Genomic DNA, 24,267 nt, shown 5'->3' with positions numbered 1-24,267 from the left:
AACGTAATGAAGGTCACGTAATTTGGCAAATATGATGTCAGAAGTTTAATGCAAGTGTGGCAATAAAAGTAAAAAGCCCCGTGTTTTGGCACGGGGCTTTTATTTGAATTTTCACAGGGACTAGTATTGTGGGGAACACTATCCTTGGAAATTTTGAATAATTAGTAGCGCTCGACTGCGAAGACTCCGCGGCAACCACGATCAACCCAGATGTAGTTTCCAGAAAGACCGAAAGTTCTGTTAGCGTCGCAACGAGTGTTGGAGATTTGTCTCGCCAAGTAAACTCTGCGGATACCGTATGGGTTCACGTAGCACGTGTTGTAGCGGTTGCCGTAAGATTCACAAGTAACATACTCAACGCTTGGTTGGTGCGGTGGAGGTGGTGGGTAACCAGGGCCTGGATGAGGGTAACCTGGGCCGCCATGACCGGGACCGCCGTGACCTGGAGGAGGATAACCTGGGCCCCCGTGACCTGGGCCGCCATGTCCTGGAGGATAGGGACGAGGGCGAGGGCCACCATGACCTGGGCCGTAATCAGGACGACCCCAACCTGGGCCGCCGCGACCGGGGCCGCGACCATCACCACGGCCGCCACCACGACCGTAAGCTGCTACGTCATCAGACATCATCGCCGCTTCGTCTTGGCTCATTTCAGATTCTTGGCTGTAAGCAGATTCTTCAGATTGATAACCATCAAAATCATTAGCGTGAGCAGTGTGTGCAAACGCGCAAAGTGCGATCAGGGATAGCATAAATTTATTCATGAACTTTTCCTTTGTTAGTGGTGTCGTTATGACGATTTCTTCGTTCCAGCAATCACTAATGCGAATAGCGTGCCTAACCAAATCGGAGTCATTTAGACACTTTTCCGATGACGCAGAGGGAAAAATGCCCTATAAAACGAACTCTATGCAAACCACACATCCTTTTTATCTGCATTTCCAAAAAGTTTATGGTGACCGTTGGTCCACACTTTTTGCGGCATTACAAAATTCTGAACAGCAAGTGGCACGCGTCAATAATCTTGGGAAGCAAGATGACACCGCAACTCGTTGGAAAAGTTTTGAAACAAAGGAACGGCTTCCGGGATGTTTTTGGATTCCTGCGGGCGAGGGCAGTCATCCTGAGCGTCGTTCTGATGAATTGCTGGATACCTATGTGATGGACCCGGCCAGTGTCATGGTGGCTCGCGCCCTGGATGCTCAGCCTGGTGATCGCCTGCTGGATATGTGTGCGGCTCCGGGTGGAAAAAGTTTGATCATGATTGAAGCCATTGCAGAAGAAGGCGAAATCTTTTGTAACGACCTTTCGCCAGAACGTCGCGAGCGTTTGAAAAAAGTTATTCAACAATATGTGCCCCGACAGGTGCGTGATCGTGTGTGGGTCACTGGTAAAGACGGTGTGCAATTCGGTTTGAAAGAGCCAAACAGTTTTGATCGCGTTTTGTTGGATGCTCCTTGTTCCGGTGAACGCCATATTTTGGAAAATCCCAAAGCCCAGGACGAATGGAGTCCACGTCGCACAGAGCATTTGGCAACTCGTCAGTATTCTTTGTTGAGTGCGGCGTTGTTGGCCGTAAAACCTGGCGGTCGCATCGTGTATTCAACTTGCTCTATCAGTCCTACCGAAAATGACGAAGTGATTCGCAAACTATTAAAAAAGAAAAAAGGCGAAGTTAAACTTTTGCCTGCAGAATTGGGCGTCGGTGGTGAAGCCACCGAATTCGGCGTAGCATACATGCCAGATCGGTGTGGTTTCGGCCCGCTGTATTTCGCCGTGGTTGAGAAGGTTGAGTAGTAGTACGCGGTAGCTGCGAGTTCTTCGGCCTTAGCAGTAGATACGGGCTAGTTCATGGAGAATATTTGCGGCATCTCATGTGCGTTGAATATTTCTCAAAAAATAGTTCCATCCGAGTTTACATTTCTCCCCAGTCGAATCCTTCGCCTGACAATACAAAAGCGAATTAACTACTTCTAGTTCCAAAGCTCTATGAGCTGTTCTTGAGTCAATCCCCGCAATCTCGATTTTGAATAGGGACGGCCCTTAGTCTCACACTCATTGAGCTGAATATAGTCTCGAACAATCCTGTACGCCCTGTAGCCTTTGACGACACGAGAAAATGGCCGATGCTTCCAGATTTTTTCTCCCTCATGTTTGGTGCTGAAGGTATCGGTCAATCTCTGCGCGAATTGCCCAGCCAACACTCTAAAAAAGCTCTGTAGCTGAGAACGTTTTCCTCCGCGCAAAAGAATATGGATGTGATCTTTTTGAACAGAGTGTTGCTCAACACTGACAAAGAATTTACGCGAATATTTTCTCAGTAGATTATTGATCAGAGAAAATGTCCGAGGACTGCGCAGTCCACCGTGAACCGCCGTTTTATTCACTTTAAAAACCAGGTGAATCGGTTCCTTACTGGAAAGCGGGCGCGCACCTCGGCCCTTTAGAGATTTCCGCAAAGATCCTCCATGACAGTGTCTATATTTCCAATGCGTATGCATTCCAGAAAAAGTTTGTTGTTTCAAAAGTATCTCCACATTCAAATATGCCGTGGGCTCGATTGTTCGAAGCTCACGAGCGGTCCCATGAGCTCAACCGTTCTGTCCTGATTCCTGACAGGGTATCGGTCATGCTTGGAATACGGTTGCAATTTTAAAGCAGTAATAAGGTGGAATGGGCGTGTTCTCCCGCACCGAGGTGTCCGGCGATTGGACGAGGAACCGTATTTTAGCGAAGTCTTTTTATATGACCGATACCCCAATAAACCCAAGAAACCTGAGTGATGACCGGTACCCAAATTTCGAAGGACTGACGGGGGAGTGGAGTGGAGTGGAGTGGAGTGGAGTTCAGGGGCGGATGGGTGTGAGGTGACCGGTACCCCGAAAACGATTGGTGTTAGTTGGGTAGAGAGGTGTCATGACCGATACCCCGAAATGGTGGGGCGTTGGGTTGGCCCAGGGCGGGAAAAATTAAAAAGCCAGGGGTGTGGGCCTGGCTTTGAAAAGTTAACTTGATAACGAAAAACTAATTGTCGTCGGCTTGGCGGAATTTGTGGCGGCGGTATTCTTCCAAAGTCAGGAAGCCGTAGGTTTTTTTGCGGTACATTTCGATCGCTTCTGCTTCGACGTCGGCCAAAACTTCTTCCATGTAGTCTAAAGGGATATTGCCCTGACCCATCAATTGCAAAGTGTAAAGTTGCACCACGCGATTGATAAAATCAGACGTTTTCTCACGCATGTACTTAGTTTCTTGAAGTTGAGTTTCGACGATCTTTAGCAAAGCATCATTTTTCATAAAGAAATTATCGGAACGCCATCTTGGAACCTAAGTACTAGTTGGAAATTTGGCCCAAAGGATGACACAATATTCAGGATGAAAGCCATAACCCAACAAGAACTGAACAACTTCGTGAATCACTTTGAGCAAGTTCTTAAAGGAGCCCAGTTGCAAGAGGTCCTGGCGAATGACCGGGGTCTGGCTTTATCGTTTCACAATCGCACACAGTTTTGGCTGATCCTGGACCTTGTTCCGAACACTCCCATGATGCTGGTTTTTGAAAATCACTGTCCATTTAAAAAAGGGCCAAAGCCAAAGCCACTGGGGCTTTTCCTAAATTCCAACGCTAAAAATCTTTACGTCCATGATTTCAAAGTACTGACAGAATATGGACGGGTTGCGGTGTTAACTTTAGCCAATACGACGCTTAAGTGTGAGCTCGAAATTCGCCTGATTCCCAAGCAATGCAACCTGATCGTGCGAGCCCAAGGCAAAACCATTGCGTGGGAAAAACCCCTCGATCTTAAAGAAGCCCCACCCGTAGAAAATCCTCCAGAGCCGCGAACTTTAGTGGAGCTACACGAAGAATGGCTTTCAGAGCAAAAGCACGACAAAAAACCATCGTTGGATCCTGTGGTGCAATGGGAAAAACAAAAGCAAAAAGACCTGGATAAAAAGCGCAAAGCTCTGGATGAAATTCAAAAGCAAATCAATGCCGAAAAGCATTTGGAATGGCAAGAAGCCGGAAATTTTCTGGTCGCGCATCGTACGCTCGAAGTTCCTGCTCATTTGGAGCCATTCGTTAATCGTCGCGAGTCCATCAATTGGAATATCGAAAATGCTTTCGCAAAATCCAAGCAGCTGGTGGCTAAAAAAGACGGTGCCCGGGAACGTTTGGAAGAGCTCATTGTTGAAATTGCGAAGTTAGAAAAATCCCAATACCGCGAAAAGCAATCCGTTAAGCCGGGCCTTGTGGATTTAATGCATAAGGCAGATGCCAGAGGCCGAAAGTTTACTTTGGACTCGGGGGCTTTAGCTTATTGTGGAAAGTCAGCTGCCGACAACTTGGCATTGTTACGACAAGCCAAGGCATGGGACTACTGGCTGCATTTAAAAGATTATCCTGGAGCGCACGCTATCATTCATCGTCAAAGAGATCAGGAGATTTCCCAAGCTGAAATCCAGGAAGTCGCCTCCTGGGTGGCAAGGGAATCTTTGTCGTCCAAATCCCTTATGGTGGGGCAAAAAGTCGCTGTGGTGATGGTGGAGTGTCGTTTTGTTCGTCCCATCAAGGGAGATAAACTGGGTCGCGTGACTTATCACTCGGAAAAGACCTTTCATTTTTCTTTGCGTCAATCTTGAGGAGTCTTGACTGAATCGTGGTGGAGTCTAAAATTTCACTATGATTCAAGTAAAAGATCTTACCAAAGATTACGGACCACGCAGAGCAATCGATCATCTGAACTTTTCAGTTAACAAAGGTGACGTTGTCGGCTTTTTGGGACCGAACGGTGCTGGAAAATCCACAACCATGAAAATCATCACGGGGTTTATGGCGCCAAGCCATGGCTCGGCCTCAGTCGCAGGTTTCGATGTTTTTGAAAATCCTATCGAAGTAAAAAAGCGTATCGGTTACCTGCCAGAAACTCCACCTGTGTATGGTGACATGTATGTGCGAGATTATCTGCGCTATGTGGCGGCCTTGAAGCAGGTTCCTAAAGATAAAATCGAAAAGTCTGTGGACCTGGCGATTGAAAAAACAAATTTGGGCGAAGTTCAAAAGCGTTTGATTCAACATTTGTCCAAGGGTTTCAAACAACGTGTGGGAATTGCCCAGGCCATCGTTTCTGATCCTGAAGTTCTGATTCTGGATGAGCCGACGGTGGGACTTGATCCCAAACAAGTGGCCGAGATCCGTGATTTGATCAAAGCCCTTCGTGGTCAGCATACGATTATTCTTTCGACTCACATCCTGCCTGAAGTTCAAGCGACCTGCGAAAAGATCATCATCATCAACAAAGGTAAAATCGTAGTTGAAGACAGCATTCAACACTTGGCTTCGATGGAGCAAGGGCAAAACCGCTTGCTTGTTCGTGTCGCCAAGGACGTTCCTGATATGAAGGCCGTACTCTCAGATATCCGTGAAGTGATATCGGTTCAAGAAGGCATTTCTCACAAAGAGTGGCGCATTGATGTGCGCGGTGGGGATGACATAGTGGCAGCAGTTTCTTCGCGCTTGGTGAATCAAGGCCTGGGGCTTTTGGAATTCAGCCCCAGCAAAATGGATTTGGAAGATGTCTTCTTAAAGCTCACTTACGGCCAAGAAAGAGGTGAGTCATGAACGGTTCAATGATCATCCTTAAAAAAGAATTGAAGGGTTTTTATTTCAATCCGACCTATTGGATCATCTGTTTTTTAGTCAGCTTGGTCTTTAGCTGGATTTATCCGTTGCAGCTTTACGGTTTCGCGCAGCTCTTGATGAACTACGTGGCGCAACAGGGAATTCCCGCAAATCAATTGAACATTCACTATGGGGTGTTCTTACGTCAGCTTTCTTATTTGAATCTAATATTGATCTTCGTGGTACCGGCTTTGACGATGAAGTTGTTTGCCGAAGAAAAAAAGCTTCGCACATTTGATTTGCTTCTGACATCACCAGTGACTTCTTTGCAGATCGTCCTGGGCAAGTATCTTGCAGCTCTTGGGGCCGTGGCGGGGATTGTATTCTTGGCTTTGACTTATCCGTTGGCGACGGCGGCGTTGGCAAAACTGAACTGGGGGCCCTTGCTGGTAGCCTTCCTGGGAATCTTTATCGTCGGCGGCGTTTACGCTGCGATGAATTTATTTTGCTCGGCTTTAACTGAAAACAGCTTGGTTGCTTACGTGATGTCAGTGATCTTGAATGTATCGATCTGGTTTATCGGAATCGGTGCTGAAGTCGTGGATAGTGAAGTTGCCCGTAAAATATTTGAACACGTTTCTTTAAGCACGCATTTATCGAGCCTGGTCGAAGGCACCATCCGTACCAATGGTTTGGTTTTCTTTGGCAGCTTGATTGTGTTGTTCTGCTTCCTGGCAGAGCGTGTGGTTGAATCTTCCCGTTGGAGATAGTGATGAGCAAGATTAGTAAAATTTCATTTCTAATGGCGGGGATCTCTTTGGTTTGTATGACCATCACTCGCTACCTTTTGGGCGAGTGGGTTCCTTTTTGCTGGTTATCCTTAGGGATGGCCGTTCTTTTCCTGGTTGCGGGGATTATTAAAGATCGCGCCTTTTTTAAAGAATTTCTGACGATGAAAACGACGAAAGAGGGCATGAGCATGGGAGTTTTAATTCTCCTGATGCTGGCAGTCCTGGCCGTGGTCAATTATATCGGTGTCAGACATTATCTGACTTTTGATTTCTCGACAGCGCAGTCAAACACCCTGGCCGAGCAATCAATCAAGCTGGTTAAAAATCTCGACGATGAATTAAAAGTTTATTTTTTCTATAAGAAGGGCGTTGAAGGAAACGAAGAAAACCGTCGCTCCTTCCGTGACCTGATCAAAAAGTACCAGGACATCAATCCGCGCATTCAATTGAATTTCGTTGAAGTGAACGAACAACCGGATTTGGCCAAGGATTTCGGTGTTGATAAAGGGAGCGGGACAGCTTTCTTGGAATACAAAGGCCGTCGCAACTTGCTGCAAAAAATTGACGAGCAGGAATTCACAAGTTCTTTGGTCAAAGTGACTCGCGAGAAAAACAAAACGATTTACTTTACGGTAGGTCACGGCGAAGCGAACCTTGATGAAGTCAAAGAAGGTTTGGGCCTTAATGCTCTTAAGGTGATGCTGGAGCGTAACCGCTACACCGTCAAACAGTTGCCATTGATCTCTGAGCCTAAAGTTCCAGCTGATGCCGATGTGATCGTAATTGCGGGACCGATTCAAAATTTCTTGGCTCATGAAGTGGAAGCTTTGGAAGGTTATTTGAAGAACGGTGGCAGCCTGTTCATTGCTCTGGAATCACAAAACCCTGCGAACCTGGATAAGCTGATCAGAAAAATGGGTATCGAACTTGGTAACAACTACGTCTTTAATATCGTGGATACGGTGATGGGCCAAGGAATCAATCAAGGCCCCGTGATGGGTTCGGTGTTTTCTCCACTGAATGAAATCACCAAAGCTTTTGGTCAAAGTGAAGTGACTTTGTTCCGTCATCCTCAAGCGCTTAAAAAAGTTGTCGAGCCCCCAGGAATGACTATTGATGAGTTAGTCAGAACAAGCCCAAAATCCATGGCTTTCAAATCCATGAATTTGAAAGAAGATGGTCCGGTGGGAAGCTTTGCTTTGGTTGATCAAGTCGTTGGCCAATGGGATTCAGACCCCCAAGCCAAAAAATTTGCAGCGATCATTGCTGGAGACGTGGATTTCATGACCAATCAAATGTTGTATCAAAATTTGAACCGCGATCTGGTTTTAAATTCCCTGGCGTCTTTAGCCAAAGAGGAAAACCTTATCAGTATTTCTCCTAAAGAACCGCAGGCGACGCAGTTGATTTTGACGGAAACCAAATTTGCAGTGTTCATTTTCGCCTTTTTAATTCCATTGCCTTTGCTGCTGTTGGGCGCGGGCATCACTCTTTATTCCAGAAGGAGAAGTGCGTGAAGAAGATCAAAGGTCGCGGCATATTGGTCATGTGTCTTTTGGTATTTGGTGGCTATGCCTTATACGATTTCCTTGCGCAAAAAAAAGCTGAGGAAGCGAAAACCGCAAGCGCTAAACTTTTCACAATGAACACCGACCAGATCGATGTTATCGAGATCTCAAAAAGTAACGGTGAATCCGTCATTTTAAAGCGCTCCGTCGAAGGTTGGAATCTTGAGCAGCCCCTAAAAGACAGTGCTGACGATGCTTCCGCAGATGATCTGATCAAGATGACGTCCTCTGAAAGAGTTTATGATGTGGTGAAGGAAGGCGAAGGAATTGATTGGAAGGCCTTCGGTCTTGAGCAGCCAGCAGGATCCGTGAAGTTCACGAACTCTGCGGGTCTATCCACAACCTTGCATATTTCCGGTAAAACAAATTTTGAAAACAATCCCTTTGCCCGTCGTGATAATGAAAATCGAGTCTTAGTGGTTAACAGCAGCTGGACGACTCGCCTGGAAAAACCCGTTGGTGAGTTTCGCGACCGTCGATTCCTGCGCCATAAAATGGCTTCGATTGAATACTTCCGCTTAAAAAATAAATCCGGCATTGTCGAAATCAATTTGAAAGAGGGCAAGTGGGTCGACGCGGGATCAAAAAAGGTGGAGCTTGATCAACAAAAAGTGCGTCAGCTTTTCCGTGATATAGCGGATGCTCGTGCTGCGAACTATATCGATGGCAAAATGCCGACGCTGAACCCGTTGTTCACCCTGAATTTAAAACTGGGCGAGCAAGCGTGGAAAGCGGAAGTCGGGCAAGCGACAGATAAAAGAATTTATGCCTCAGTTTCCGAACCGAAATTTCAAATGCTTATGGGACCAGGAGCTTTGGATAATTTGATTGATCTTAAAACTGAGGACTTGAAAGTAGGGGCCACTCCGAAGCAAGATAGTAAAGATCAAACCGGCGCTCAACTCGCCCATGAGAAAGACAACTTGTAATGCAGAAAATTATCGTTAAATCACCAACACGCGTGGATTTGGCAGGGGGCACTCTTGATTTGTGGCCCCTTTATTTATTCATCAATGGTGCATCCACTGTGAACGTTGCTATCGACGTTTACACGAACGTGGAACTGACTCCGCATGAAGACTCTACTATAGTCCTGGAATCTGCTGATTTGAAAGTTCGCAAAGCGTACTCTAATTTGGTGGAAGCTTTGGCCGATACAGATCCACAGATGATATTGTTGCAAACTCAGCTTCGCTATTGGATGCCGACCAAGGGGTTCAGTTTAAAAACTTCTTCGGAAAGCCCCGTAGGTGGCGGCCTGGGTGGTAGCTCCAGTTTGACGATTGGTTTGATGAAAGCTTTTGCGCAGTTCTGCAATAGGCCTTTCCGTGATGTTCACCATATGGTGCATTCAGCTCACAATATTGAAGCCGAAATTTTAAATACACCCACGGGTACGCAGGATTACTATCCCGCGGCTTCTGGCGGCTTGAATATCCTTCGTTATGGTTACGACGGAATTCAACAGGAAGTGATGGATGTTTCGAAAACTCCATTGGCTGAAAAATTCATGTTGATTTATACGGGGAAAGCTCATCATTCAGGATTAAATAATTTTGAAGTGATGAAAGATTCTGTCGCAAAAGATCCTGGCACGATTCAAGCATTGCGTGATCTGAAAGTGATTGCGATTGAAACCGAACATGCGGTCCGTAGCGGAAATTGGAATGAACTCGGAAATTTATTTAAACGTGAGTTTGAAGCCCGTGTGCGTTTGGCACCAGAATTTTCAAGTCCTGAGATCCGCCGTCTGTCTGAACTCTCTTTGCAGAATGGCGCAGAGGCTGTTAAGATTTGTGGAGCTGGGGGCGGTGGTTGCGTGCTGGTGTGGTGCCCTCCTGAGAATAAAAAAGGAGTCGCAGACGCATGCCAAAAAGCCGGGTTCCAAGTCATGGGCGCAAAGCCCGTAAACCCTCTGTAAAGAGTAAGGCCGTCAAAAAAAAGACGAGCAAGAAGGTTGCGAAAAAAACCGCAAAACCTCGCTCGTCTTTGATTAAAGCGACGCCTTTGGCTTCTGAAAATCATGCAGGTGATGTGCATCGTTTTGTCGGCGTTTCTTTGGGCGGTGGCAAAATGGATAAAGCCTGCGTCTCAGTTATCGAATATTATCCTAAGCACAATAAAGTTTTCCTGTCTCGCTTGGTTGAAAAAATCAAAAGCGACGAAGTGCACTCCGCGGACTTTAAAATTCATGAAATCATCGAACAGTATGGCAGCATTGATTTGCTGGCTTTCGATGTTCCCTTTCAGTTACCAAACACTCTAAGAAATCCCTGCTGCGGGGAGATTGAAACCTGCAATCATCAGCCGCATATCAAGTGGATGTGGGACTACACGCGCAAGCTGCATAAAAAGAAAAAGCCGCGCAAACTTTTTACGCCTTACACGCAACGTTGTGTGGAAATGTATCTGTCGACGGAAATCGAAGAGCCGTTCCATTTGCAACATGCGATGGGGGCGAACATGGCGCCGCTTCTGGCGCGCGCGATGTTTTTAAAACAGAAATTGAATATGAAGGTGATCGAGGTGTTTCCGAAGCTGTCGTTATGGCGCATCGGGCGTTCTCTTCATGTGATGAAAAGCCATCTTCTTTTTCACAAGCATGCAATTGGTGGAGATGAAAGTCGCCGCGCGATTCTGCACGCCCTGAGTACCCACAATATTGCGTTCGTATATGATCAGGACGTCAAATTAATGATCGAAAACAATCATGCTTTTGAGTCCTTCATATGTGCTCTGACGGCGTTCTTAAGCTTTAAGGGGCTGACAGAGCCACGTCCCGAGGGATTCCCGTCGAATGAAGACTGGGTGGAATTCCCCGTGTCATCCATCAAGTGGAACTCATTTTAAACTGTGCTATAGTCTTCTGGAATCAGGAGGCTGCACATGGCTGGCGATTTTCCTTATCTTCATGGGTTCAGCAAAGACGAACAAGAGCGATTGCGCAAACAAGCTCGCTTCGGTGAACACACTGTCTATCAAAATGTAAATTTATCCAGCGTCAGTCATCTTTTGGAAGTCGGTTGTGGAGTTGGTGCGCAAAGTGAAATCATTCTTCGGCGTTTTCCTGATCTGCATTTGACGGGAATTGATCTGAGCACCAATCAACTAAGCTCTGCACGTCATCGACTCGCAGCTTTGCCAGGTTTGGCGGGGCGTTTTGAGATGAAAGAGATGGATGCTACCAAGATGTCTTTTGGTGCGAACTCTTTCGATGGTGCTTTTCTTTGCTGGATTTTGGAACACGTGCCGGATCCAATTCGCACATTGTCAGAAGTACGACGCGTGCTTCGTCCGGGCTCTCCGGTTTATATTACCGAAGTTATGAATGCTTCCTTTTTTCTGGATCCCTATTCCCCGAATGTTTGGAAGTATTGGATGGCCTTCAATGAATATCAGCTGAAACAACATGGTGATCCGTTCGTTGGTGCAAAGCTTGGAAATTTCTTAATGCAGCTGGGATTTCATGATGTGCAAACCGAAGTGAAAACTTGGTTCCTGGACAATCGCCAGCCACAAGCGCGCAAAGACTGTGTCGAGTATTGGACAGAGTTGTTACTGAGTGCCAGTGATCAACTGGTGAAAGCTCACTGCGTTTCCAAAGAAGTCGTCGAAGGTATGAAAGAAGAAATGGCAACGGTCGCCAATGACCCAAATGCTGTTTTCTATTATAGCTTTGTTCAAGCTCACGCGCGAACATAGGCGGCGGAATGTCTGCGGGTGACTGGAAAGAAATGTACGGTGCGGCGGTTTCAGGGAATCTGGATTTGGTTCAATACCACATTAAGAATGGAGTGAGCCCGAATTATCAGCACCCTGAAATCATGTCGACAGCATTAGTTGCGAGTATTATCGGCGGACACCTGGATATTAGTTTGTATCTCTTGGAAAACGGCGCAGATCCAACTTTGATTTCAGAGTTTGATAATCTGACGCCGTTGCAGGCAGCGAAAATGTTTAAACGCCAAGAGCTGATTGAAATCATCACGAAAATGATTCCGAAGAAATCGCTGTGGCAAAGATTGTGTTTGATCATTAAGGTTTAAAGTCGTCTTTGCTAAGCCAGCCCTTGCGCCATACCCAAGCTAAAATTCCGATCGCGATAGTAACCATCGCGCCTAAGACCGTGTAATAGCCGTAATAGTGATCCAGTTCCGGCATATGTTTGAAATTCATTCCATAAACTCCCGCCAGGAAATTCAAAGGCAGGAAGAAAATCGAAACGACAGTCAAAATGCGCATGATTTCATTAGTTTTAAAGGAAGCCTCATTGGTTTTTTGTGACATCAAGGCCAGATGCAAATTCAAAAGACCGGTAATTTCTTCGACGACGTTATCGCTATCAAAAATCAGACGTCCCAAGGGGTCACGAACCACATCATAGTTCAGCGAATGAATGCGCGAGTGTTGTTGCAGGCTGTTGATCACAGTTTCGGTAAATTTAAAAATCTTTTTAAATCCGGAAGCGCGTCTTTTCACGTGATAGCCTTCACGCAAAATGCTTTTACGACGAAGGGCATAGATACGGCCTTCAATCGCATCCATTTTCGCGACCAGCTCATCCAGGGGGGCTTCAAAACTTTGAAAGGCTTTCACGAAAAGACGACTGATTAATTGAGACATGGTGATTTGCTCGAAGGGAACTTTATCTTTTTTCTCTTCGATGCATGGCAGGGGAGTACGGTGCAAAGTCAGTACATATTTTTTCCCGACAAAGAAAACCAATTTCGTTGAAAGCTCTTGAATAGTTCCCGCACCAGGTCGTGCGCGATTATCGAAGTGGCGCAAAATAATCATTGTGCAATGATCAAGATATTCCACTCGTGGCAAGTGTTCGGGATCCATGCAGGTGGCAATCGCTTGCATGGGAATTTCCAATTCCTCTGCGAGGTTTACGAAGTCTTCCTTTTTAGGGTCCTCGATGTCGATCCACTTATAATCTTGCCAGGCATGTTCAAAGCGTTTCATGATTTAAGTATGACGAAAACTAGAGGACTGCGCTTTAAAATTCTAAGCCTCGCTGCGTTGGCATTGGGCCTGTGCGGATGCCAGTCTTTTTTTTATTATCCAACTCAAGGCAGATACTACGATCCAGCTCGATTGAATTTGCAGTATGAAGATGTGCATTTCAAAACAGCCTCTGGAGATGACATTCACGGTTGGTACTTTGCAAGTCGACAAAAAGAAAGCAAAGGCACGATCCTGTTCTTTCATGGAAATGCTGAAAATCTAAGCTCTCACTTCATGATGTTCTATTGGCTGCCTAACGAGGGGTATAATTACTTCATTTTTGATTACCCGGGTTATGGTGAAAGTTCGGGCACTGCAACTCCAGAAAGTACGGTGGAGGCGGGAGTCGCTGCGGCTGCTTGGTTGAAAGCCAACCGAGAAACTCGCCCGTTGATTTTTTATGGGCAAAGCTTGGGTGGCATCGTCGCCATGCAGACAGCGATGAAAATCAAAGACCAGCATGCGATCCGTAACATCGTGGTCGATGGTAGCTTTTCTTCCTATCAGAAGATGGGAAAAAGGGTTTTAAGTCGATCCTATTGGACTTGGCTGTTTCAGCCGCTAAGTTATGTGCTGTTGAGTGATGCTCAATCTCCTGAGCCGATCGACCGCTTTCCACCCATTCCGCTGTTGATAATCCACGGCGAAAACGACCCGGTGATCGAAGTTGAAAGCTCCCGCGAAATGTACGAAGCGGCGCGTGATCCAAAGGAATTGTGGATTGTCCGCAATGGACATCATGGTGATCTTTTTGAGGTTAACAATCGTGAACTCCGTCAAAAGTTCCTCAATTATTTGCAATAGTAAATTAAGGTTTGATTCTTTTTACCATCCTTACTAAAAAGCCTACAAATTCGTAACCCCTAGAACCAATTCGGTGCCTTAAATGGCCGCCAAATGGTACACGACGGGGCAGTACTAGGTTCATTTTAGGGTTACGACAAATACAAAAAGGAGTTCCTATGAAGTGGGGTAGAATAGGCTTGGCAGTTATCACTGCTGTTCAGTGTAAGGTGGCTTTCGCAGCACCAGCACGTATCGACTCAGGTTTCTTTCCGATCGATATCAATACAACGACAACTTCTTCTGTAGATGATCTATTCCCAACTCAGCCACGTATTGGCGCGAACCCTGGTCAACCAGGCGGCATCGTTCCAGGTCCAATCCAAATTAATCCAGTTCCAGGTACTCCTGGCACTGGCCTTCCAACAGTTCCAGGCACTCCAGGACAACCAGGTCAACCGGGCACAGTTCCAGGTTTGCCAGGCACAGCTAACGGTACTGGCGGCAACGGCCTTCCAGTGATCGTTAAAGACTCTGTTGGTGTTGCTGAAGATTTCAAATGTAACCTGTTCACGAACTCTGAAGACAAAACTTACTCTGACATCTTGTCAGCGGTAAATGCGTTGAACCAAGCGGTAAGTTCTCCTTCTTGCGCTGGCAACCAAATCAATCAACAAGCGGTTATCGACAATAACAAGAAAATCACTGACGCTATCGAAAAGCTTCAACCTTTCTTGCATGCTGAAGAAGAAATCCCTAAAGAAAAAGTTCCAGAGATCACAGCTAACGTGGATATCGCTATCCGCGCAGCTTCCTCTTTGGCAGCTTCTTTCTCTAACACAGACCTAATGAACAAAAACTGCCGTCAACAAATGAACGGTGGTCAAGTGGCGTTGGCAATCAACGACATGATCAACGGTTTGACTCCCTATGCATTGATGGCAGCATCAATGACGGGTGGTACGGCAGCGATCCCATTCATCGTGGGTGGTCAAGTTTTGACAAGCGCTATCGGTTCTATGGAAAAAATCGTGAATGAAAACTCCACTAAGATCCAAGATCCATTGGTTCGCCGTGCGGTTCTTGAGAACACATGCCAATACATCCGTCTTGAGCAAAAATACCGTTTCTTGACTAAAGGTCGCGACGAGCAAGTTGCTAAGATCTCTAAAGAGATGTTGGTAGCTCGTAACTACTCTGTGAAATACTCTGGTGTTTCTAGAGACACTAATGCCTTGATGGTTCGTAAAAACGAATTGAGCCAGGCTGCTTTGGAGTTGAACACGACTCTAGCTGCTGCTTCTGCTCAATCTGAATTGGATAAAACTTTCGTTAAGAGCACAACTGCAGACGCAATGATCTGTGAGTTGGGTATCAACCTAGCGGCAGTTGCAACTGATTCTAACTCATACGTTGCTAAGCTTTTGGGTTCTGTGAACTACTCTTTGGCAACGACTGGTTACAGCGCGACGCCAATCACGAACACTTTGAAATCTGCTGGCAAAATCTATGTTCAAAATCTTCAATCAGTAACGGCTCGTAACAACGCTGCTCAATGCGCGATGACGACGAAGTACTTGCTTGAAGCAATGGACAAATCTGCAGTGGCTTCTAAAGATATCATGAAGCAAGCTCAAGCTGATTTGGATAAACAATTGAGACGTTCTCCTGAGTACAACCAAATCCAAGCTCGTCTTGCGACTTTGGCTGAAAAACAAGCTCAAGCAGCTCGTATCACAAACTCTTTGGATAACTTGCGCAAATACGCAAACAGCTTCTCTCAATCTGAAATCGATTCTGAAATGGCTCGTTTGAGAACTGGTTTGTTCGAGACTCGTTCTTTGGGTATCAGTTCTCCAGTTATGTCTTGGTTCAAATACACAACAGGCCTGCACAGAGCTTCTGTTAAGCAATTCAACGAAGGTCTTAGATCACTTCAAGACCGTGCGTTCCGCCTAACTGAATCTGGTAAAGCTGTTCAAGCTCCATACAACGGTGGTTACACAAACCGTGTTGACGATAAAGTTGCAGCTAAAATGCAAGCCGCTCTTCTTCGTGACCGTAATGCAGCGAACAACCTAGAGACTTTGGTTCCTGCGAACCTAGTTAAAGACTCTCGTGCATATGCTGATGCTTGCCGCGAAACTCAAGACGTTTGGAACCGTTGGGTTTCTGCGATTGATCACTTGGCAGCTATCGAATCATTCTGCTTGATGATCGATAACTACATCTATGACAACCGTTCTGAAGATCAAACGATTGTTCAAATGTGCCGTGGTGGCCAAGCTGCCCGTGGCGTTGGTAACAACCTTTCTGAGTTGGGCCGTATGAAATCTGAATTGCTAAGCGTTCATACAAACAACTGGGCTGCTCTTGTTAAGAAAAGAATCACAGCTTTGGGTTGCCAAACAGTGACGACGTTCTAATGTTCTGTCTATCATTCAGATAGCCTCAAAAAGACCGATCCTTAGGATCGGTCTTTTTGTTTGTGGTTCCGCGAATTTGGGCCCCTGTCTAACTCCTAAACACCCCCATACCCCCTATAATCGAATATAGCCGTATTTCCCGGAGCATAGTTCGTGCAACCAAGGGCATAGCTATGGGAAGACTACTATCGTCACTACTCATTATAGGTTTGATCGTTTCAGGGTGTTCGCCTCGCGGGAATAACATGCCGGTGGCCGTGCGTGATACAGCACCGACCCCAGCCGAGCCGCAGGTTCGCCAGGCGGGAGCCTACGAAGTCATCGAGGGTGCTACGCAACTTCAGGGTATGGATGTGGCCTTTGATAAGGGCACGCAAAAAGTGACTTTGACAGGTCAGCTTCAACTTAAAACTTTAGACTCTAAAAGAACCGTTCCTTTAAACGTTCAGTTGCAAGGTACGACGGACTCCCAAGGCTTCGCTATTATGAAACCAGTGGGTTCAGTCGGCGTGGCCGATCTGGAAATCGCTGCCAAAGCGACCTGCTTGGGCGTTGAAGGCGATTGCTCCAGTAATTTCGTGGATATCTATATCTCTTACGAAGACCGTATCTATCACCATCAGGTGGAGTCCGTAGAAGACACTATGTCTATGCCGGAAGAACCAAAAGACGCTGATGAAGCGGTGGAGCCAGCTCCAGGTGGCGGTTCTACAAATCAGAAACAAGATGATACTTTTGCGGATGAAGATCATGAAGAAGAAGAGCACGAGGAGCTTGATGTTGAAGAAGGCATGGGTTCATACGTGGGTGACGTTGAAAACGACATCGAGAAAGTTTTGGTGGTAAAACCGAAACCAAAAACACCGGCTGCGCCTAAAGTGGATACTCCGAAAAAAGACGAGCCTAAGAAAGACGATCCTAAAAAGGAAACACCGAAACAGGAGACTCCTCCGAAAAAGGATGCTCCAAGTAAGCCGGGTGTTCCACCTAAAAAGGATCAACCACCTAAAAAAGACGAACCGAAAAAAGATGAGCCTAAGAAGGAAACTCCAAAGGCTGACGACAAAGACAAAAATGACGATAAGGACGACGACAAAAAGGAAACTCCTGTCGTCGTTCCGGCTCCGCCCAAATTTGATTTGTTGGCCAAGCTGGATCAAGCGATCGGTCCTGTAAATTCAGGTCGTTTGGACAAAGCGACGGACATCTTGGGTTACCAAAAGGCATATCCTGAAACGAACTTCAAAGTTTTAAGACCAGAACGTGCCACACACTTTGGTACGATTGAAATGGCTTACTTGATTGCGAAGCTTGGTAAATACACGAAAGCCGTGGCTCCTGCTCACTTTCTGCGCCTGGGTGATATTTCCAGACAAAAAGGTGGGTCGCTTGGTAGTCACAAATCCCATACGAATGGATTGGATGCGGATATCGCTTATTACTTTAAAGCTGATAAAACGCTGACGGGCTTTTCTTCTGCCTTAAAGGGTAATCAACCGATCGGTGATTGGATGATGGCTCAGCAGTGGAAACTATTTAAGTACTCTGTGAGTTCTAAATTCGTGGATCGTATCTTTATCCATCCCACATTGAAAAAGTCTTTGTGCTCCTATGCTCAAAGTCAGGGAGAGATGAGCACGGATTTGGCAAAAGAGACTTTGCGTCGTCTGGTGCCTGAAGTAAATCACTACAATCATTTCCACATGCGTATTAAGTGCTCTAAAAGCCAGGTTCGCTGTCGCCAAATGGCAGATCCAAAGCCAGGAACGGGCTGCTAAGACTTGCCAAGATCTGCCATCCTCTGACAAAATGTCAGCATGGCAGATTGGCGTGAACTGAGCGAGATGAATGGCGACGTGGTGTTTTTTCGATATGTCTCTGAAGGCATGGAGAAGTCTCACGACGAAGTTTTCTTGTGGGATATCGATAAAACCTATCTTGATACGACGATCGATTCCTTATCGGGTCTGCTAACCACAGTTCTTGAACGTGCTTTGAATAAAAAGAACGTGCCTGGGACCAACACCTTGCTGCAATCGCTAAGTGAATATCGTAAAGCTCAAAAGGGCTATATGTATTTTCCGATTTACTTTATCACGGCTTCGCCGCCGCAGATGGAAGAAAGAATTTCGGAAAAGTTCGCTCTGGATAATATCCGTCCCTTTGGTTGTTTTTATAAAGACAATCTGGCAAATCTTCGTCCCGGTCGCTTTTGGCGACTGACGAAACAAGTGGGTTATAAGCTGCAAGCCCTGATGCAATTAAGAACTCGTCTGGCTGAAAATGTTCGCCAAATCTGTTGGGGCGATGACAGTGAAACCGATGCGATCATTTACAATCTGTATTCTGATATTTGTTCGCGTCGTTTGGGGCCGCATGATATTCGCATGACCCTGGAAAAGTTAAATGTGACCGGAGAGCAGGTTGATACGATTCTGGAGCTGCAAGCGCAGATTCCTGAAAACGATCCCGTGGAGAAAATCTATATCAATCTCGCGACCGATACCGATCCTGATTACTATTTAAAATTCGGGCGCAGAACAATGGCGACCTATAACACTTTTCAGGTGGCCCTGGATTTATACCAGGATAGCCGCATCAACTTGGAAGGCGTCTATGCCGTCGTTCAAGACATGATCTATAATTACAGCTATACTCCCGAAGAACTGATGAAAAGCTTTGATGAATTTATTCGTCGCGGAATCATCGGGCAAACGACCTATGAGTCCGCTCGTGCCTTTTTTATCGAAAAGGGTTTGTTGTATCCTTCGTACTCGCCAACCGTGGCTCCCTTAAAAGAGAAAACTGTTGTCGAAGGACGAGTGTACGAAATGGAAGGCATTCACGAGCCTTGGATCCCAGACCGCATCGATTACCTTCACGACTATCGTTAGGAATGTTCAGCATGGATAAGCGACTTGAAGTCAAAGAAGATGAAAATCTTAGATCTGTTCCTGTTGATCCGATTGGCTTACGTAAGTACGTGATCGACTTGTTGGGATCATTGGCGACGGCCTCCAGTCACGCCAAGCGTGTCAGCATTTTAGGCGAAGCCGGCGTGCACTTAAGATGTTTGGGTGACTTGAGCGAAGCCGAGCAGGTTCTGCGCGAAGCCCTGCGCATCGTGGAAGAAGAACAATTGGGGCTTCGCAAAGAAGTTCAGCAGAAAATCCGTTTAGCCCATGTGCTGCAATATAAAAAGCAATTCAAGTACAGTGACAAGCTTTTTAAGGAAGTTATCGAGGTTTGCAGAGTGAACGACAAAGCGAATGGGCTCCTGCATTTCGCTCTTCAACATGCTGGTAAAAACCTGTTCGATCAAAATAGATTCACGGAGGCCTTGGCACTGTTTGAAGAGGCCATGGAGTTAAGGCTTAAGCAGGAAGCTCCCGAAGACCAAATCAAGTCAACAGCGCAAGCTATCGCTAGAACCAAATCACTCCTGCAAAACTAGCGCTTTTCTCTGCAGCGCCAGCGAAGCTCGGTTATTCAAATTTCAGAGGAAAAACTGTCGAGATCGGATCGCCGGCAAAGGATTTAAACTCCACGCGGCGGATTGCTTCCGTCAGGCACTTTTTAAAAGGCACATCGCTGATGGTCGACGATGTCACAGTGGGATTGCTGACTTTGCCAGTACGCTCAATTGTAAAGCCCACAGAGGCTTGGCCTGAGACGCCTGGCGTTCTTTGCAATAACTGTGTGTAGCATTTAAAGAATGAGTTTCTGTGTGTGCGCAAAGTTTCTTGAATGAACTCGGACGTTAAGCCTTCGCCACCGGCTTTCTTGCCAGTGTAACCTTCAGTCGAAGGAGCCATGTCGGGAAGGTTCGGGGAGTTTGCTTGCTTACGATAATTTGTTTCGTAATCAGTTGCGGTCCAGCGAACACCATCACGAGAGATCATCACAGACCCATCGCGACCATAGGCCTCAACTTGCACATCACCACGTTTAATCAGAATCACTTGACGGTCGTACTCTTCATCAAGCGTTACCAGTGAGTTTTCCTGAATGCGAATGCGGTAAGCCGAATCAAAAGTCATCGTCGCATCACCATCGGGACCTGTTTCCACAGAATCCAAAGGATATAAAGACGCTGAACGAGTCAGGGCTTCTTTTTGAGTCATGTTTTTACGAAGGATAAAGGCTTTGCCCAGACTTAAATCAACGCGCGCAAGTGGGCGAGTGGCAACTTTTTGTTTTTCAGTGAGAGAGGAGACGACAAGAGAAAGAGCTACACTCAATACACCAAGTCCAATAAGAGAGGGAATCAACCAGTTGTTCTTCTTCGCCATAGGAAAACTATAGCGAAGAACTATGAACTAAGTAACTTTATTTTGCAGGAGCTGCAGCTGCTGGAGCCGCTGGGCTTGCTGCAGGTGCAGAAGCTGCCGGAGCTGTAAGATCTTGAGGCTTGTTAGCTTCAGAACCTGGAACCGGAGTTGATGCCGCAGTTGGAGCTGCTGTTTGTACCGGCGCCGCTGCTGCAGGCAAAGTATCAACAACAGATTTAGTTGCAGAAGAAGTGAATACTGACAAAGCCAGACAAGTTACTGCGAAAATCACAGCTGCCCAAACAGTCATTTTACCAGCCAAAGTTTGAGCGCCTGTTGCGCCCAAAAGGCTGTTTGAACCAGAGCTGCCGCCCATGCCCAATGCGCCGTTGCTTTTTGAATCTTGGATCAAAACAAGAACGATCAAAACTAGGGCAACGATGATATGGATAATTCCAACAAAAGTAGTCATTTCAAGTATCTCCCAAAGTCCCACAATATAGGGATAAAGGCTGGGCTTCGTCCACCAAAACTGCCTGTTTTGGGGTTAAATAACGCAAACAGTCATCCGTGGTTGTCTTTAAACCCAGCCCATTCATACTGAATGATATGAAAACAATTCTTCAGACCCTGAGTGTCCTGTCTTTGGCTTTTCTGGTTTCTTGTACTTCCAACGAAAAGGCCTTCAAAAACGCAGCCGAAGAAGCCGCGAAGGCCCAGTTCGCAACCACGGTCGAGGAAGAAGCCCGGGGTTACCTCACCCAATCCGATAGCTTCAAGAATGCCTACGTTAGTTACATGGTTAAGTTTGCGGAATTCTCGGCCGAGGAGGTCCGTATGAACGGTGAAAGTTCAGGTGTGACGACGGTTTTCATTACTTCTTATGCACCAGATGTTCGAAAAAAACTCTTAAGGGTTGCAAGCACGGTGAAGTCATCAGTCACTGGCCAGTTTAATTTTTCCAATGCCGTGCAATTGATTGCCAAGGAAACAGGTCTCCCTGGCGACCCGATGAAATACCCGTTCGTGACCCTAAATTTAAAAAAAGATGCGAAGGGCGATTGGATCGTTCTAAAATAAACAAAAAGGGGTGAGTGAATGCGATTCTCTTCAGTCTTGTTTGTGACAGCGACGCTGGTCGCTTTTCAAAGTAAAGCGGCAAATGTCTGCGTGAATAACATGGCTGATTTCGAGCAGCGCAAAACTCAGATGCCCGCGATGATGCAAAAGTTGCCGGTGATGTTCACTGTCGACAGTTTCGCTGTGACAGCCGGATTGAAAATTGCGCCTGCTGGCAACAAATTGCAACTGGAAGCGAACGTCAATGCCATCGGCAGCGGCGACGATTATCAGCAGGTCGTTTACATCAAAGAAGTCTGTATCATCGGTGATAAAGTCACCATGAAATTGGAAGCGGGAGCCAGCAAACGCAACGAACCTCCTCCGACAATTTCGCTGATTGATTCGGGCAGCGTGAAAATCAACAGCATCACTTTTAAAAAATCCACGGAAGCCCAATTTCGTTCTATCAGCAATAAAGTCAGCAAAGATCTTGGTGGTTCATCAGGTTCTGGCGGCGTGAAATAAGTGGGGGCAGGTATGAATAAAATGAATCTTATTTTTGCAGGACTTTTGTTTTCAAACTTTGCATTGGCAGCGACGACTCCCGCACCCCTCAGCTCTAAAGAAGACGTTATCTTTGCCAGTAAGAAAGATCAAAAAATGTTGGGTTTCGCGAATGCGGAATCTTTTCTAGGTTACTTTACTCGCACTGCTCAAACTGACAAAAATATGCGCCAGGCGGAGCTTTATGATTTGGCGACAATCAAAGAATTAAACATGGATGAAAAGCTTTGCAAAAAAGCTTTAAGTGAAATGTTCGGCCCTTTGGATGAGATCACTTTGAAGGCTCAAGATATCAAAATCTGGACATCTCACACCGGCAAAACTTGCGAGGCGGCGATGATGGACCCTTATCAACAGGCGATCATTCCGGAGCGCCGGGTGCTGGTGGGATTCGTGAAGGCCAAGCCTTATGCGGTGGTTTTTAAGCTCTCGCAAAAATCCACGGCAGAGCAGCAAACCAATATGCGTAGTTTTTGGGACAGCCTTCGCTAAAAGGCTGATTGCCGCCCCTTGTTGTAAGTCCTTTTGTTGACCCGGCTGCGCGAATATCTGACAAAACTAGGCATGTCTTTTCTGGTATTTGAGGGCCTTGATGGCTCCGGCAAAAGCTCACTGATGAAGGCTCTGGAAGCAGAGCTGCAAAAGCGTGGAATTCCCACTTACATGACTCGTGAACCGGGCGGCACTCCTTTGGGAGATGAAATCCGTCACATGATTTTGCGTAAAGAAGGTCCTGCACCAACCGCACGCACGGAATTGCTTTTGTATGAAGCCAGCCGCTCCCAACATGTGGATCAAGTGATTCGTCCGCAACTGCAAAAAGGGTCGTGGGTTTTGTGTGATCGTTTTTCTGCAAGCTCTGTCGCTTTCCAAAGCGGTGGTCGCGAAATTTCTGAAAACGAAGTGGTGATGTTGAATAATTTTGCAACGGGTGGTTTGAAAGCTCATCTGACAATTCTATTGGATCTGCCAGTGGAGGAGTCGCGCAAACGTCGTCAAGGACGTGGCGAGCAAAACGGTGAATCGGAAGACCGTATCGAATCAGAAGCCGACACATTCCATGAAAAAGTTCGTCAAAGCTTTTTGGCGCAGGCCCGTGCAGATAAGGCTTCCTGGTTGGTGTTAGATGCGAAAGAAACTCCAGCGGTGTTGTTTGAGCAATTGCTGAAAGCACTGACTGAGAAAAAGATTTTAACGTAAGGAACAAGCGTAAGTGGCAAGACTGCTGGATTTTGTCTTAGGACACCAGGATGTGATTAAAAAGATGGTGGATTCCTTCGAAGCAGGGAAGCCGGGCCAGACCTTTTTATTCGTGGGTCCTTCTGGTATTGGCAAAAAACTGACAGCAATTGGTTTGGCGCAAGCTTTGATGTGCCCACAAAGCCCCCGGGGCTGTGGTCGTTGTCCATCTTGTTTCCGTGTGGCGCAGAAAGATCATGCTCACGAGGGACTTCGTATTATTTCTCCTTCGGGCGCCAACATTAAAATCGAACAAGCTAAAGAAATTTTAGAATTCTTATCTTTGAAAAGTTTGGGCGGCAATCGCGTGATCATTATCGATCAGGCCCAGTTGCTGAATCCGCAAACGGCCAATGCTTTGCTAAAAACTTTGGAAGAGCCGCCAGATGGAACTTTCTTTTTCCTGATTGCTCCCAGTGTTGCGGGTATTATGCCGACGATTCGCTCTCGCTCGCGCATCGTGCAATTTAAACCACTGACGATGGAAGAGCTGGGTAAACGCGTGAAAGCGCCGACGTGGGCGTTACGTTCTGCAGGTGGCAGCTTTGAAAAGCTCGCGCAATTGCAAGACGGGCCGGAGTTGGAACTTCGTGAAAAATCCGTCGAGATTTTAAACGTGTTCATGCAAGACCCGAACTTCCTGTTGAACGAAATGTGGCGTGCGGAATTCAAAGATCGTCAGCAAGGCATTCGCCTGTTGTCGTACTGGGTTTCATTCTTTAGGGATGCCATCGTTTTGCAAGAGGGTGCTAAAGCTCAGATCACCAATCTGGATCAGGCCCCTTTGATTAAGACCTTGGCCGAACAGACTCGAGAAAGACTCCTTAAATTGATCCAAAAAGGCCTTCAGGCGGAACAAGCTTTGGGTGCTAACAGAGATTCTCAGCTCGTGATGGAAGAATACTTCATCACCAGCCAGGATTTGGTGTAGAATAA

General features: G+C 46.4%; 26 protein-coding genes. 20 read left to right on the top strand and 6 right to left on the bottom strand.

What is annotated here, in order from left to right:
* Positions 1–161: 161 nt before the first annotated feature.
* Positions 162–764, bottom strand: coding sequence for a DUF3011 domain-containing protein (locus DOM22_RS19950; protein WP_210415638.1), 603 nt, complete (start codon positions 762–764; stop codon positions 162–164).
* A gap of 124 nt (positions 765–888) precedes the next feature.
* On the opposite strand from DOM22_RS19950, the gene DOM22_RS15015 reads away from it, so the two are divergent.
* Positions 889–1,797, top strand: coding sequence for an RsmB/NOP family class I SAM-dependent RNA methyltransferase (locus DOM22_RS15015; RefSeq protein ID WP_246845673.1), 909 nt, complete (start codon positions 889–891; stop codon positions 1,795–1,797).
* 176 nt (positions 1,798–1,973) lie between these two features.
* On the opposite strand, the gene DOM22_RS15010 is transcribed toward DOM22_RS15015, so the two are convergent.
* Positions 1,974–2,525, bottom strand: coding sequence for a transposase (locus DOM22_RS15010; protein ID WP_142701163.1), 552 nt, complete (start codon positions 2,523–2,525; stop codon positions 1,974–1,976).
* A 499-nt stretch (positions 2,526–3,024) separates the two neighbouring features.
* Positions 3,025–3,294, bottom strand: a complete 270-nt coding sequence (locus DOM22_RS15005; RefSeq protein WP_142701162.1) for a DNA-dependent DNA polymerase — start codon at positions 3,292–3,294, stop codon at positions 3,025–3,027.
* Between the two features lie 78 nt (positions 3,295–3,372).
* Between DOM22_RS15005 and DOM22_RS15000 the strand changes: the two genes are divergently transcribed.
* From DOM22_RS15000 to DOM22_RS14960, 9 genes are read left to right on the top strand one after another with little or no spacing between them, the layout of a single operon-like run.
* Positions 3,373–4,638, top strand: coding sequence for a DUF814 domain-containing protein (locus tag DOM22_RS15000; protein WP_142701161.1), 1,266 nt, complete (start codon positions 3,373–3,375; stop codon positions 4,636–4,638).
* 40 nt (positions 4,639–4,678) lie between these two features.
* The gene (locus tag DOM22_RS14995; RefSeq protein WP_142701160.1) at positions 4,679–5,617 is read left to right on the top strand and encodes an ABC transporter ATP-binding protein; all 939 of its coding nucleotides are present in this window, start codon (positions 4,679–4,681) and stop codon (positions 5,615–5,617) included.
* Positions 5,614–6,387, top strand: coding sequence for an ABC transporter permease (locus DOM22_RS14990; RefSeq protein WP_142701159.1), 774 nt, complete (start codon positions 5,614–5,616; stop codon positions 6,385–6,387). Before DOM22_RS14995 ends, DOM22_RS14990 begins: the two co-directional genes overlap by 4 nt.
* Before the next feature lie 2 nt (positions 6,388–6,389).
* Complete coding sequence (locus tag DOM22_RS14985; RefSeq protein ID WP_142701158.1) at positions 6,390–7,925, top strand: GldG family protein; 1,536 nt, start codon at positions 6,390–6,392, stop codon at positions 7,923–7,925.
* Entirely contained in the window at positions 7,922–8,905 is a 984-nt protein-coding gene (locus tag DOM22_RS14980) for a DUF4340 domain-containing protein (RefSeq protein ID WP_142701157.1), read from the top strand. Before DOM22_RS14985 ends, DOM22_RS14980 begins: the two co-directional genes overlap by 4 nt.
* Positions 8,905–9,897 (top strand): galactokinase, encoded by a 993-nt coding sequence (locus DOM22_RS14975; RefSeq protein WP_142701156.1) that lies wholly within the window; start codon positions 8,905–8,907, stop codon positions 9,895–9,897. Before DOM22_RS14980 ends, DOM22_RS14975 begins: the two co-directional genes overlap by 1 nt.
* Positions 9,843–10,826 carry a DUF429 domain-containing protein gene (locus DOM22_RS14970; RefSeq protein WP_142701155.1) on the top strand — a complete coding sequence of 328 codons (984 nt, stop codon included), beginning with the start codon at positions 9,843–9,845 and terminating at the stop codon, positions 10,824–10,826. Before DOM22_RS14975 ends, DOM22_RS14970 begins: the two co-directional genes overlap by 55 nt.
* Before the next feature lie 36 nt (positions 10,827–10,862).
* A complete protein-coding gene (locus DOM22_RS14965; RefSeq protein WP_142701154.1) occupies positions 10,863–11,678 on the top strand; it encodes a class I SAM-dependent methyltransferase in 816 nt (271 codons plus the stop codon).
* Positions 11,679–11,686: 8 nt separating this feature from the next.
* Positions 11,687–12,022, top strand: a complete 336-nt coding sequence (locus tag DOM22_RS14960; protein ID WP_142701153.1) for an ankyrin repeat domain-containing protein — start codon at positions 11,687–11,689, stop codon at positions 12,020–12,022.
* Here DOM22_RS14960 and DOM22_RS14955 read toward each other — a convergent pair.
* On the bottom strand, positions 12,012–12,944 hold the full coding sequence (locus DOM22_RS14955; RefSeq protein WP_142701152.1) for a CorA family divalent cation transporter: 933 nt from the start codon (positions 12,942–12,944) through the stop codon (positions 12,012–12,014). The two genes, DOM22_RS14960 and DOM22_RS14955, sit on opposite strands and share 11 nt — an antisense overlap.
* 9 nt (positions 12,945–12,953) lie before the next feature.
* Here DOM22_RS14955 and DOM22_RS14950 point away from each other — a divergent pair, with 9 nt between their 5' ends.
* From DOM22_RS14950 to DOM22_RS14930, 5 genes are all read left to right on the top strand, one after another.
* A complete protein-coding gene (locus DOM22_RS14950) occupies positions 12,954–13,790 on the top strand; it encodes an alpha/beta hydrolase (RefSeq protein WP_142701151.1) in 837 nt (278 codons plus the stop codon).
* A 158-nt stretch (positions 13,791–13,948) separates the two neighbouring features.
* Positions 13,949–16,195 carry a collagen-like protein gene (locus tag DOM22_RS14945; protein WP_142701150.1) on the top strand — a complete coding sequence of 749 codons (2,247 nt, stop codon included), beginning with the start codon at positions 13,949–13,951 and terminating at the stop codon, positions 16,193–16,195.
* Positions 16,196–16,368: 173 nt separating this feature from the next.
* Positions 16,369–17,973, top strand: a complete 1,605-nt coding sequence (locus DOM22_RS14940) for a penicillin-insensitive murein endopeptidase (protein WP_142701149.1) — start codon at positions 16,369–16,371, stop codon at positions 17,971–17,973.
* Positions 17,974–18,012: 39 nt separating this feature from the next.
* Positions 18,013–19,089: a phosphatase domain-containing protein gene (locus tag DOM22_RS14935; RefSeq protein WP_142701148.1), complete on the top strand. Its 1,077-nt coding sequence runs from the start codon at positions 18,013–18,015 to the stop codon at positions 19,087–19,089.
* A gap of 11 nt (positions 19,090–19,100) precedes the next feature.
* Positions 19,101–19,649: a tetratricopeptide repeat protein gene (locus DOM22_RS14930; protein ID WP_168196673.1), complete on the top strand. Its 549-nt coding sequence runs from the start codon at positions 19,101–19,103 to the stop codon at positions 19,647–19,649.
* Between the two features lie 31 nt (positions 19,650–19,680).
* On the opposite strand, the gene DOM22_RS14925 is transcribed toward DOM22_RS14930, so the two are convergent.
* Both DOM22_RS14925 and secG read right to left on the bottom strand, forming a co-directional pair.
* Complete coding sequence (locus tag DOM22_RS14925; RefSeq protein WP_142701146.1) at positions 19,681–20,487, bottom strand: AgmX/PglI C-terminal domain-containing protein; 807 nt, start codon at positions 20,485–20,487, stop codon at positions 19,681–19,683.
* 37 nt (positions 20,488–20,524) lie between these two features.
* On the bottom strand, positions 20,525–20,938 hold the full coding sequence (gene secG / locus DOM22_RS14920; RefSeq protein ID WP_142701145.1) for a preprotein translocase subunit SecG: 414 nt from the start codon (positions 20,936–20,938) through the stop codon (positions 20,525–20,527).
* Positions 20,939–21,075: 137 nt separating this feature from the next.
* Here secG and DOM22_RS14915 point away from each other — a divergent pair, with 137 nt between their 5' ends.
* The 5 genes from DOM22_RS14915 to DOM22_RS14895 all read left to right on the top strand — a co-directional run bounded on the left by DOM22_RS14915 (position 21,076) and on the right by DOM22_RS14895 (position 24,262).
* Positions 21,076–21,546, top strand: coding sequence for a hypothetical protein (locus DOM22_RS14915; protein WP_142701144.1), 471 nt, complete (start codon positions 21,076–21,078; stop codon positions 21,544–21,546).
* Between the two features lie 18 nt (positions 21,547–21,564).
* Positions 21,565–22,053 carry a hypothetical protein gene (locus tag DOM22_RS14910; protein ID WP_142701143.1) on the top strand — a complete coding sequence of 163 codons (489 nt, stop codon included), beginning with the start codon at positions 21,565–21,567 and terminating at the stop codon, positions 22,051–22,053.
* Between the two features lie 12 nt (positions 22,054–22,065).
* Complete coding sequence (locus tag DOM22_RS14905; RefSeq protein WP_142701142.1) at positions 22,066–22,584, top strand: hypothetical protein; 519 nt, start codon at positions 22,066–22,068, stop codon at positions 22,582–22,584.
* A gap of 72 nt (positions 22,585–22,656) precedes the next feature.
* Positions 22,657–23,292 (top strand): dTMP kinase, encoded by a 636-nt coding sequence (gene tmk / locus DOM22_RS14900; protein WP_142701141.1) that lies wholly within the window; start codon positions 22,657–22,659, stop codon positions 23,290–23,292.
* Positions 23,293–23,305: 13 nt separating this feature from the next.
* Positions 23,306–24,262: an ATP-binding protein gene (locus tag DOM22_RS14895; protein WP_142701140.1), complete on the top strand. Its 957-nt coding sequence runs from the start codon at positions 23,306–23,308 to the stop codon at positions 24,260–24,262.
* The last annotated feature ends 5 nt before the right edge of the window (positions 24,263–24,267 follow it).

The organism is Bdellovibrio sp. ZAP7, from assembly GCF_006874645.1.
In the GTDB taxonomy this organism is placed as follows: Bacteria; Bdellovibrionota; Bdellovibrionia; order Bdellovibrionales; family Bdellovibrionaceae; genus Bdellovibrio.
This window is presented reverse-complemented; position numbering and strand designations above follow the sequence as displayed.